This window comes from Kibdelosporangium aridum, from assembly GCF_900176515.1.
GTDB classification, from domain to species: Bacteria; Actinomycetota; Actinomycetes; order Mycobacteriales; family Pseudonocardiaceae; genus Kibdelosporangium; species Kibdelosporangium aridum.
In genome coordinates this window covers 198,982-209,811 of record NZ_FWXV01000012.1, presented here as the reverse complement: position 1 = coordinate 209,811, position 10,830 = coordinate 198,982, and the positions used below count along the sequence as shown (strand labels likewise).

General features: G+C 67.7%; 8 protein-coding genes. 6 read left to right on the top strand and 2 right to left on the bottom strand.

The features are described from left to right. Window positions 1-31 precede the first annotated feature (31 nt). Together B9C43_RS45955 and B9C43_RS45950 are read right to left on the bottom strand one after the other, a co-directional pair. Window positions 32-1,834: an aldehyde ferredoxin oxidoreductase family protein gene (locus B9C43_RS45955; protein WP_084433648.1), complete on the bottom strand. Its 1,803-nt coding sequence runs from the start codon at window positions 1,832-1,834 to the stop codon at window positions 32-34. 38 nt (window positions 1,835-1,872) lie between these two features. Then, window positions 1,873-2,721 (bottom strand): NTP transferase domain-containing protein, encoded by an 849-nt coding sequence (locus B9C43_RS45950; protein ID WP_200826006.1) that lies wholly within the window; start codon window positions 2,719-2,721, stop codon window positions 1,873-1,875. 145 nt (window positions 2,722-2,866) lie between these two features. On the opposite strand from B9C43_RS45950, the gene B9C43_RS45945 reads away from it, so the two are divergent. Genes B9C43_RS45945 through B9C43_RS45920 form a run of 6 tightly spaced genes read left to right on the top strand, consistent with a single transcriptional unit; the run spans window position 2,867 to window position 10,829 of the window. Continuing rightward, window positions 2,867-4,369 carry a S1 family peptidase gene (locus B9C43_RS45945; protein WP_160097178.1) on the top strand — a complete coding sequence of 501 codons (1,503 nt, stop codon included), beginning with the start codon at window positions 2,867-2,869 and terminating at the stop codon, window positions 4,367-4,369. Then, window positions 4,369-6,633 carry a serine/threonine-protein kinase gene (locus B9C43_RS45940; RefSeq protein ID WP_084433646.1) on the top strand — a complete coding sequence of 755 codons (2,265 nt, stop codon included), beginning with the start codon at window positions 4,369-4,371 and terminating at the stop codon, window positions 6,631-6,633. The genes B9C43_RS45945 and B9C43_RS45940 overlap by 1 nt, the downstream gene beginning before the upstream one ends. Further along, on the top strand, window positions 6,618-8,033 hold the full coding sequence (locus B9C43_RS45935; protein WP_084433645.1) for a vWA domain-containing protein: 1,416 nt from the start codon (window positions 6,618-6,620) through the stop codon (window positions 8,031-8,033). Before B9C43_RS45940 ends, B9C43_RS45935 begins: the two co-directional genes overlap by 16 nt. Then, complete coding sequence (locus B9C43_RS45930) at window positions 8,030-9,157, top strand: hypothetical protein (RefSeq protein ID WP_084433644.1); 1,128 nt, start codon at window positions 8,030-8,032, stop codon at window positions 9,155-9,157. The genes B9C43_RS45935 and B9C43_RS45930 overlap by 4 nt, the downstream gene beginning before the upstream one ends. Then, window positions 9,157-10,440, top strand: coding sequence for an ABC transporter substrate-binding protein (locus B9C43_RS45925; RefSeq protein WP_084433643.1), 1,284 nt, complete (start codon window positions 9,157-9,159; stop codon window positions 10,438-10,440). Before B9C43_RS45930 ends, B9C43_RS45925 begins: the two co-directional genes overlap by 1 nt. A 29-nt stretch (window positions 10,441-10,469) precedes the next feature. Further along, the gene (locus tag B9C43_RS45920; protein ID WP_084433642.1) at window positions 10,470-10,829 is read left to right on the top strand and encodes a CU044_2847 family protein; all 360 of its coding nucleotides are present in this window, start codon (window positions 10,470-10,472) and stop codon (window positions 10,827-10,829) included. The last annotated feature ends 1 nt before the right edge of the window (window position 10,830 follow it).

Below are 10,830 nucleotides of genomic sequence, written 5' to 3'. Positions count from 1 at the left end.
GCGTATGCCGCATACAACATACGCCATACAATCACGCATCGAGGAATAGATCTGGCAAGTCCGCCGTGCTTACGCGTCCTGCCTCGTCAAACCCACGCGCAACGTAATAACCGTTGATCATCGTCTGCAAGCGGTCGGCCGTGAGTGTGGCGGTCCGGCCGGACGCGAGCTGCAACGGCGTCTCCAGCATCCGGGCGGGGAGCGTGTCGTCGGCTGCCGTCGCGCCTTCCCGCAGGTTGAAGGCCCTTTTCGCACGTACGATCCGGCTCGCCGCGGCCCGCAGCTCGGCTGCGTCCATGTCCCACCCGGTGACCAGCGACAGCAGCGTGGCCCACTCGGTGAACGGGTCCTCGAAGACGCCACGGAGGAACTTGCACAGGATCATCGAATCCATCACCGCGGCGCGGTCTTCGGTGCCGATCGCGGCGGCCACATGGGCAGCACCACCGTCGAACCGGTTCACGTCGCCGGACAGATCGGCCTCGTACGCGCCTGAGCGGTTGTGGTCGGCGCCCCGGGCGTTCACCGCGAGGCCCAACGCCATCGACTGCAGGCTCCTGGGCTCGTAACCAGGCAGTTCCAGGCCTTTGACCTGCGGTGCGAAGTCGATCGAGCCGTGCCCGACCCGGGCTGCCGCCTGCCGGGACCCTTGCGCGAGCAGTTCGCCGAGGCCGGGGGACCGCTCGCCGATGGCGTCGAGGGCCTTCAACAGCGCTTGTCCGTCGCCGAACTTCAACCATGGCTCGTCGATCAGGCCGCGTTCGACGCACTCCATCGCCCACGCGATCGTGCCGCCCGCGGAGATCGTGTCCAGCCCGAGCTCGTCGCAGCGGGCACTCGCGGCGAACACGTCATCCGGGTCGGAAACCCCGCACAACGGGCCCAATGCGAAGACGTTCTCGTACTCCATCCGCTGGCTGCCGCCACCCTTGCGCGAATAGATGTGCTCGCAGCCGATCGAGCACGACGCGCAGCTGTTGCGTGCCACGCCGCGCATCTCGTGCAGCTCTTCGGCGGCCAGCTTCGGCGCGCCCTCGAAGGTCGCGGCCGTGAAGTTGCGCGTGGGCAGCGTGCTGACCGCGTTGAACGCCAGCAGGTTCGCCAACGTGCCCAGCTCGCGGTACTTCGCCGTGGCCGGGCCGAAGCTGCGTTGACGCAGGTCCTTGGCGGCTTTCAGGACACCGGCCTGGTCGGCCACCGCCACCTTGGTCGCCGAGCGGACCAGGACGGCCTTGATGTTCTTGGCGCCAAGCACGGCCCCCAGGCCGCCGCGCCCGGCGTGCCTGCCGTCGTGGCTGATCGTCGCGTACCGGACTTGCCGTTCCCCGGCGGGACCGATCGCGGCTGTCCGCCAGCCGCGGCCGAACCGTTCCCGCGCTTGGGTTTCCGCCTCCGACGCGGGCAGCCCGGCGAGTTCCGGCGCCGGTTCAAGGCGTGCCCCGTCGCCGTCGATGAGCAGCACGGACAGTTCCGCGGCACGGCCGCGGATCACGATCGCGTCGTGCCCGGTCAGCTTGCCCGCGATGGCGAACTGGCTGGACGCCAGCGCGTCCGTGAGCAGCCCGGTCAGCGGGGACTTCGCCACCACCGCGAACTTCGCGCTCGTGGTGAGCGGCGTGCCGACCAATGAGGAGAACACGAACGCCAGCGGCGCCTCGGGAGCAAGCGGATCAACCCGCGCCGGGGCCAGCCGGTGCATCAGCCACGTACCGAGGCCGACACCACCCAGATACGCCCGCAGCACGCGCTCGTCCAGCTCGAACGGCGTACCGGACGCGCTGCGGGCGTCGACGTCGACGATCAGAGCCCGTCCGAAGAAACCACCAGCCGCCATGCTCAGAACTGTATGCCTCCTGGCTGGCGAAAAGCTCATCAGCCGCCGGCGTCGGCGGAGAGGAACGCCACTGAATCGCCTGCTACGAGCGGCAATTTGGCATCCCGGGTGACTTGGTCGCCGTTCACCGCGGCCACAACGTGCCGGTTGAGTTCCAGCCCGGCCTGCCCGGCCGCCTCACCCAGCGTGGCGGCCTGGATGTCGACCGGCCGATGCCCGTCTTTCCCAGCCAGCGCCCCGAAGCGCTCGACAGTGACCGTCGGCGACGGGCGGTTACGGGCAGCGGCGTAGTCCTCCGGCGTGTTGATGTTGAGAACGGACTCCAAATCCGGATCAAGGCGCTTGAGAGCGCTGTCATCCAGCAGCTGCGCGTCGTCGAGTTGCGCGACTTCGCAGTGCTTGACGAGCATGCCCGGCCGGAGGTCCCCTTCGCCGATCAGCTTGGTGATCAACTCCGCGAGGGACGTCCGATACCCAGCGGCCAGCGGCTGCCGGAAGCCGCGCGCGAACGGCAGCAGCATGTCGGCTTTGGTGTCGTTCAGGCCGCGCAGCACGCGCCGCACGAACGCGGGGTGCAGGAACGGCATGTCCGTCGAGCAGACGAAGGCTATGTCGGATCGGTCGGCGACGGCAGCGAGCCCGGCCGCGACGCCTTGCATGGGGCCGAGGCCCTCCACGGGGTCTTCGACAACCGCGACGCCGGCAGGGAGATCAGGCAAGGTCTGGCCTGGTGCGGCGACTACGACGACAGGTCCCTCGACAGTCCGGCTCAGCAGGGCAGCCGTGCGGTAGAGGAACGTCGAACCGTGCCACTCCAGCCCGGCTTTCGGGCGACCCATCCGCGTGGATCGGCCACCGGCCAGGACGACACCCGCTGCACTCCGCACGATGCGGATGATAGGTCAGGCCGATCGAGCGGAGTCCGGCCGGACAAGTTCAAGGGCACTTGAAGTCAAGCACTGGACCATTCGGGTGGCGGTGTACCGGAAACGCGGTCACGACCAGGGCAACCCTCATAAAGTTCGGTGTGTTGTGAGTAACACAGGGGAGACCGCCTCACACCCGCGACGGGACGATTCCGAACCCTGGCGTGCATGTCTGCGCGACGAGGACACCGGGGAAATCCTGGGTGCGGGAGTCGTGCTGACCGAAGGCGTGGTGCTGACCTGCGCACACGTCATCCAGAAGGCGCAGGGCTACAAGCCCGGCTCCGAGACTCCCGATGTCGCCGTCGCCGTCGAGGTGATGGCGCAGGACGAGCTGGCCTCGGCGCGGGTCATGCCTGGCTGTTGGGTTCCGCCGACGGAGGACGACCGCGGGGACGTGGCCCTGCTGCGCATGGATCGCGCGATACAGCCTGAGCCGCGGGTGCAGCTTCGGCGCCTGCGCTGTCCACGCGGTCGGACAGTCCACTCCTACGGCTTCCCGTATGTACGCGCGTATGGCATCTACGCCTCGGCCGTACTGTCTGGATGGGCTGGGCCTGGCGGGGAGTGGATCCAGATCGACTCGGTGCCCCAACGGGAGGTCATCCGCCCTGGGTTCAGCGGGGCTGGTGTGGTCGACGAACGCACTGGCGCGGTGGTCGGCATCGCGGCGATTGCCTATCACAGCGACCTGTCCCATCTGGCGTGGATGATCCCGGTCGACGTTGTCGCGGAGTACCTGCCGGCGTTCCGCGAGTGGCTTGGACCGGAGATCCCTTGTGACCGGTGGGCCTCGCCCGCGGGCGCCATTCTGATCGCCGTCGGCGCGCACGACGAGGCTGCCGTCGCGGGCATCCACGTGCCCAACATGGTTGATGCGGCTGGGAAGTCGGCCGACGAGGTGTATCGGGTCCTGCGGGACACACCGGCTTCCGAACCACGCGGCTCGGAGCCGGTCGGCGTGACCGGGATCGAACAGGCCCAAGAGCCCGAGAAGGTGCTCGACAGCGTGGTCGGCCCGATGGTCCGCAACGGAGCCACGGTTGTGCTGCGGTTGAGTGATGAGAACTCGCCGACGGCCAGGCTGGTTCGGCAGCGGCAGCGCGACGCGCTGCGTGTCCGGATCGACGCGCTCACCGAAGGCGTCGCGGATCTCGCCCAGCGCGAGGACCTTGCCAGGACACACCGCCGTCGGGCACAGGCACGGCTGCGTCCGCCACCCAAGATCACCGAACTGTCCGCACTCGCCGCCGAGCTCCAGCTGCCGCTCGCCGCATTGCGCAGCAGCGTTGACGACACGGACCCGGATCGCTTACGGCGTGCGGTGGAACGCTTCGAGCGCAAACTCGACCGTTACCTCGACCAGGTCGAGCGGGTCGCCAGGGAAGCGGACGCGGCGATGCTGGTGCTCGAGCGTCTGCGCGGTCTGGTGGCCAGCTACAACGCCAGGGCGGTCCAGCATGGCCTGTTGGAGGACAAGGAGCTCGAACAACCTCTACGCGCAGCACGGGAAGCTCTCGACGCGTATCCGTGCGATCTGAACATCGCCGAGGCACGGGTGAACGAGTATGTGCGCGCGGTGCAACACCGCCTTCGGGCAGGCCAGTGATGACGCTGACCTGCTGCGGAAAGCCAGTCAGTGTCACGGGATTCTGTGACGTCTGTGGCTGTCGCCGGGTCGCACCACCGGGGAGCACGCAGTCCACCCCGGGCGAATCGAAGCGCAGTGACCCGAGTTCGTACAGCGGCACGTTCGCGGCGGACGAGCTGTACTCGCTTCCTCCGGTCGAAGTGGACGATCCGGAAGCCGGCCTGCAGGCGGATCCGGTCTACAAGGAGGAACGGCAGTTCTGCGCCAACCCAGCCTGCAATGCACAAGTCGGCAGACGGATCGAGCACCAGCCGCCGATGCGGCGAGGCGTCTGTCCTTTTTGCGAGACGCCGTTCTCCTTCGTTCTCAAGCTCAAGCGCGGCGAGGTGGTGGCCAACCGCTACGAGGTGCGCGGATTCCTGGCCGCCGGTGGCATGGGCTGGATCTACCTGGCCAAGGACCGTGAGCTGCGGGACACATACGTCGTGCTCAAGGGGATGATCAATCCCACGCACGCGCAGCGGCTGAACCTGGCAGTGGTCGAGCGGGACGCGCTGACCCAGCTCAACCACCCGAACATCGTGCGGATCATCGGCTACGCCGAGCATCCCGACCCGGACACCGGCGAAGCCGACCACTACATCGTCATGGAGTACGTCGCCGGGAAGACCTTGCAGGAGCTGCTGCACGGCGGTTTCGAGCTACGGCTGGAGCACGTCACTGCCTACGGCCACGGGATCCTGTCCGCCCTGGCGTACATGCACGACGAGAAGAAGTTGCTCTACTGCGACATGAAGCCGGACAACGTGATGCACGCCGGTACGAGCGTCAAGATCATCGACCTTGGTGGTACCAGGGCGATCGGCGACCGCGACAGTGCGAGGGTTGTCACGGAGAAGTTCGTGGACAGCGAGGAGCTGGCGACCAAAGGGCTGACCGTCCGATCCGACGTGCGGACTGTGGGCATGACGCTGGCGATGTTGCTCGAACGGGCCAAGAGCCGCGAACCGGAGCCCGATCGGATGGCCGTCGGACTGGAGTCCCTCGAGCTGCTGATCGCCAGGGCCACCGAGAAGTACGACAAGAGGTTCGTCTCGGCGAAGGAGATGCTCGAGCAGCTGGACGGCGTGCACCGCGAGCTGCTTTCCCTACGCGATGGCCATGCACGGGCGGTGCCGTCCGCCCGTTTCGAGGACATGGTCGAGTTGCTGGACGCTGGTCTTGGCGCGGTACCCAGCTCGGACCGGTGGACCGCGAAGCTGGCCAGGAAGAACGAAGACGGAGTGCCGGCCGACGCGATCGACGATGGTTTGCCCGAGCCGGCGTCGGCCGCCAGCCGGCTGCCACTTCCCTGGATCGACGAGAACGACCCGGCGGCCGACCTGTTGTCCAACACCAGAGTGCTGGCTGAGCCACGGAAACGTCTGCGCGAGTACGTCGAAGAAGGCGGGCACCTGACTCACTCGGTCGAGCTCAACCTGGCTGCGGCGAGGGTGCACCTGGAGCTGGCTGCGGCGAGTGCGCAGCCGGAGCCGGGCGAGCTGGCCGATGCCGAGCAGCGCATCATGCTGGCACAGGAGAACCTCGGCGGGCGAGTGGCTTACGACTGGCGGATCGCGTGGCACGAGGGCTTACTGCGGCTGGCGAAGGGTGAGGTGGCGCTCGCTGAGGACCGGTTCCGCAAGTGCTACGGGTCGCTGCCCGGTGAGGAGATTCCCAAGCTGGCCATCGGCTTCTGCCTGGAACAGCGCGGCTACGCCGCAGACGCGAGCAAGTATTACGACGCCGTGCGGTGCCGGGACCCCCGGCAGGCGAGTGCCGTGTTCGGGTTGGCCAGACTCGCGCAGCGGCAAGGCGACCGGGAGGGCGCGGTATCCATTTTGGACGGATTGCCCCGGGTGTCCCGGCACTACTACGCGGCCAAGATCGCGGCGGTCCGGATCCTGCTGGCTCATCTGGCCAACCGGAAGCCGCAGGCCAAGGACATCAACAATGCCGCCGATCGGGTGCCCAAGTTGTTCCTGGACGGCGGCGAGCCGGACGGCGAAGCTCGGCAGCGGATGGTGGCACTGCTGCGCGAGGCCGCGTTGCGGCGGGTGTGGCGCTCCAGGCCCGACGCGCCGCAGCTGGACGGTGCCGTCGCCGAGGACGTCAGCGAGGACGGATTGCGCAAGCTGCTGGAAAGGTCCTACCAGGAGCTGGCCAAGCACGCCCGCGACCGGAAGGCGCACGACACTCTGATCGACCGGGCCAACTCGATCCGACCGTGGAGCTGGTGGTGACCTCGTTCTCCGTTGAGCTGAGCCAGAACAAGTATCTATCCACTTCGGACAAATATGCGCACGCCGTGTTCGTCGTGCGGGCCGAAGGCGGGCCTGCCGAACCTGTGGCCGCGGCCGAGGTGCTGCTGGTGGACTGCTCCAGCTCGATGGACTGGCCGCCGACGAAGATCGCCAACGCCCGGCGCGCCGCGGCGGCGGCGATCGACCTGCTCAGGGACGGCACGTTGTTCGCGATCGTGGCGGGTACCGAGCAGGCGACGATGCGTTATCCGGTGACCGAAGAGCTGTGTGCGGCCAATCCCGAGACGCGGGCCAGAGCCAAGGCTGTCGCGGCGAACCTGACCGCCAGCGGCGAGACCGCGATGAGCACATGGCTGGCACTGGCGGATCGGCTGCTGGCCCGGCATCCGAACGCGATCCGGCACGCGCTGCTGCTCACCGACGGGGTCAACCATGGTGAGTCACCGGCGGTGCTGCACCGGGTCGTTGACGAGTGCCGGGGCCATTTCACTTGTGACGCAAGGGGAATCGGCGACGACTGGGACCCGGAGGAACTGCGGCGGATCGCGTCGGTGCTGCACGGCACCGCGGACGCGGTGGTCGAGGACGACGAGCTGGCCGCCGACTTCGGCCGGATCATCCAGTCGGCCATGGGCAAATCGGTGCGTGAGGTGAGACTGCGGATCGTCACCCCGCCGTTCGCCCGGGTCGAGTTCGTCCGGCAGGTCGTGCCCACCCAGGTGCAGCTGGCCGGCCATGATCCGGCAGGCGGTGGCGTGGAGGTGTCGACCGGCTCGTGGGGACCCGAGACCCGTGAATTCCTGATCTGCCTGCGGCTTGACGACCTCACCGGCCGACCCCAAGGGCAGGACCTGCAGTTCGGCCGGGTGGAACTGGTGACCGAGGACGACGTGGGCGCGCTGCCCGACCCGTTGCCGATACTCGGGCATATCACCACCGACGTGTCGTTGTCCACCCGCATCGACGACAAGGTCCAGTGGCACACCCTGCAGGCCAAGCTCAGCGAAAAGCTCGGCGAGGGCTGGGCATACTACCGCGAGGGCGACCTGGATGCCGCCGCCCGCGCATGGGGTGAGGCCGCCCGGATCGCCACGAAGCTGGGTGACGAGAAGGTCCTGCGGCGGCTGCGGCGGCTGGTGGACATCGAAGACGCGACGCGCGGGGTCGTCCGGCCCAAGGACTCGGGGCGCCGACGGGACGGGTTCTCGCTGATCCTGTCCTCTCATTCGGAGCTGTCCGGCACACCGCGCGAGCAGCCAGTCCACCAGGACGGCGAGCCAATCCAATGCCCGGAGTGCGAGACCTTGTCCCCACCCGGCTCCAAGGTGTGCATGGCCCATGGGCACCCACTCGGTCCGGCTCCGGGAGGTGCTTCGTGAGCTGGATCCGCGGGTTCGGCCAACGGGTTTGGCAGGCGACGCGGACCGCCGTCGGGTTCGACGACAGCACTCGGCGTGCCATGCACGGCATGCGGATCACATTGGTGATCCTGACACTCATCGTGTTGGTGGCCACCACGTGGTCGACCGCCCTGCTTCGCTCCACTGTGGACGAAGTGCGGACCAGGACCGCGCCGGGACTGCTGGACGTCACCTCGGCGCGGGCGGCACTCGTCACGGCGGACCGAGCCGCTGTGGCCAGCTTCGACGCGGGCGCGGCCAAATGGATGGGGCCGGGTAGCGAGTACCAGAACGCGCTCGCGCTTGCCAACCAGGATCTGGCCCGCGCGGCCGAGAACGGCGTGGTGGGCGTGCAGTTCCTGGTCGGGCTGCTCACCGCGTACAGCGGATGGATGAGCGACGCCGACGCGTACTCGCGTGGCGAGGACAACCTCCTGCCCGGTGCGGTGAACCTGTGGTACGCCTCGCGGTTGCTGCACGACGACGGCGAGGGGATCCTGAAGCACCTCGACGACCTCAAAGCCAGCCAGCGCGCCAAACTGGAGCGTCAGCTGTCCACGGGGTGGCTGAATCCCGTCACCGCACTGGTCTGGGTGGTTCCCGCGCTTCTGTTGCTGGCAGCCCTGATCCGCGCACAAGTGTTTCTGGCGCTACGGTTCCGGCGGCGACTCAGCCCGTGGCTGGTGGGAGCGACCGCACTGTTGATCGCGCTCATGATGGCCAGTGCTCCATGGACTCAACCCGGAGGAGATACCCGCGCAGCAGCCGAAGAACTGTACAAACTGGTACCTGTTCCCCAGCCGCCCGCACCGGGTGAGCCCAAGCCGATCGAACCCAGTGAGGCTGATGCGCTGAAGTGGGTGAGCAAACAGTGCGCAGGGGCCGGGCAATGCGGTGACACGATGGCCTTGCTGGCGAACAGAACGATCGCGGCCGAAGTGAAACCGATCGCCCCCGCCGACGCCACCCGGGTGACTGCCGGGTTCGGACAGGCTGGTGACGTCGGCTGGCTGCCCGTCGTGATTCCCGTGCTGGGAACCGCGGTCCTGCTGTTCGTGTTCCTCGGTCTGCGCCGCCGGATCAACGAGTACGGGTATTCCTGATGAACCGCGCCAAGGCATTGATCGCCACCCTGCTGCTGTGCGCCAGTTCGGTGACGGGGTGCGCGGCGTTCGCCGCACCCACGCTCACCGTGCTCGGGCCGTGGACCGGCGGTGAGGAAAGGGCTTTCCGCACTGTGCTCAGCAGGTTCACCGAACGGACCGGCATCGAGGTGCGGTATCAGGGCACCAGGGCGGTCAACCAGGTACTGCAAGCCGACGTCCAAAAAGGACAGGCACCGGACGTGGCCGCGCTGCCCAGCGCCGGAGAACTCGCCCGCTACGCGCGGTCGAACGACCTGATTCCGCTGCGCAGCGGCACTCTGTCCGAACAACAGTACGGACAGCAGTGGCGGCAGTTGCTCAACCTGGGCAAAGCCGAACGGTACGCGGTGCCGGTGAAAGCGGATCTGAAGAGCGTGGTGTGGTTCAACGCCAGGGTTTCCGATCGCAAGCCGCGGACGTGGGACGAGCTGCGGACACTGACCAGCGACCTGATCGGCCGCGGGCTCACGCCGTGGTGCCTCGGTCTTGAGGCGAACTCGACCTCCGGCTGGCCGGGCACCGACTGGATCGAGGACATCCTGCTGCGCCAGGCCGGGCTGGCGAACTACCAGAAGTGGGTCGCCGGTACCCTGCCGTGGACGTCGCCCGAGGTCAAGCAGGCGTGGTCGAGGTGGGGTGAGCTGATCGGGCTTCCCGGCGCGGTGCGCGGCGGCCAGAGCGGGGCGTTGCTCACGTATTTCCTCGACGCACAGAAGACCATGTTCGACTCGCCGCCCGGGTGCGTGCTGGAACACCTGCCGTCGTTCGCCATCGGTGGGTACCCGCCCGAGAGCCAGCAGCGGTTCGACTTCTTCCCGTTCCCCGCGACTGTCGCGAACGGACCGCCCGCGTTCCACGTCGGCGTGAACCTGGCGGGGATGTTCCGGGACAGCAACGCGGGCAGGGAACTGATGGCGTTCCTGGCGTCCGAGGAAGCGCAAAAGATCTGGCCAGGGCTCGACGGCAGCACCGCGTTCTCGGTGAACGAGCGCGTGCGCGACAGCGGGCTCTACGACAACCGTGCGGTGAGCAAACAGGTTGCGCAGATACTCACGTCGAACAACACGCTGTGCCTTGACGCTTCGGATGTCATGCCAGGGGAATTGGCGGATGCGTTCTCCCGAGGGGTGCTGACGTTTGTCGCGAACCCCAGCCGGTTGGACGACGTTCTGGAAGGGTTGGACAAGGTCCAATCCGGACTGCCCACGCAGGACCGGTTGGCTGTGTCGTGCAGTAGATGAGGTCGTGCAGCAGAGGAGAGGGAGGACAGATGCCGGAGCTGGTGCGGTTTCCGCTCGAGGTCGGCGGGTCGGTGCTGGTGGAGGTGGAACCGGAACCGGGCATGCAGCGCGCCGCCAGGCCGGGATCGGTGCTCAAGGAGGCGTCCGCGACCTTGGAGCGAGCGTTGCACCAGGTCAGGGACGCCGCGTCGGCGGCGATGGCCGAGTTCCTCGCGATGCCACGCCGCCCGGACGAACTGGAGATCAAGTTCGGCCTGAAACTGGACGCCCAAGCCGGTGCGGTGATCGCGCGGACCGGTATGCAGGGCCAGTTCGAGATCAAGCTGAAGTGGATACGCGACGGCCTGGTCCCGGCACCGGCCGAGGAGCAGCCGCCGCCCGAGGCCTGAC